This window comes from Chromohalobacter sp. HP20-39, from assembly GCF_033052815.1.
Classification (GTDB): Bacteria; Pseudomonadota; Gammaproteobacteria; order Pseudomonadales; family Halomonadaceae; genus Chromohalobacter.
The window spans coordinates 1-404 of record NZ_JAWHTP010000222.1 but is presented as its reverse complement, the minus strand read 5'-3'; the positions used below and the strand labels follow the sequence as shown (position 1 = coordinate 404).

Here is a 404-nt window from a genome sequence, read left to right as displayed (position 1 = left end):
ACGTGTCCGCCCTGAATGTTTTGGCCGCATAATTCCGAGCCACCTCTCCGAGAGCAACTCGAATCTCCCGCCCCTCCACCAATCCCTCAAGGCAAGTTCGCAAGTCGGGAATTTCCCGCTCCGGTATGACCTTCATGACGGAGTCGCTGGGCAGGTCGCGATAGAAGCCCGTATCCGTCACTATAACGGCCTTCCCATATAGCATGGCCTCGATTGTCGATGCAGACGCGGCCTCTAAAGCTGGCCAGCGCAGACAACACATGATGTCTGCGTTCTGTATCTCGGTCGCCAGCTCTTCATCTCCAACCGGCCCTGTCATCGTGAGCTGCACGCCAAGCTGCCCAGCCAGTGCTGTCAACTCCTGAATAGTGTGCGACTCTGCTGGCCCAACTATGCGAAAAGAG

General features: G+C 57.2%; 1 protein-coding gene. It reads right to left on the bottom strand.

The features are described from left to right. A partial coding sequence (locus RVY79_RS17735) for a glycosyltransferase (RefSeq protein ID WP_317465823.1) occupies nt 1-358 on the bottom strand: 358 nt, incomplete at its 3' end. Between the last annotated feature and the right edge of the window lie 46 nt (nt 359-404).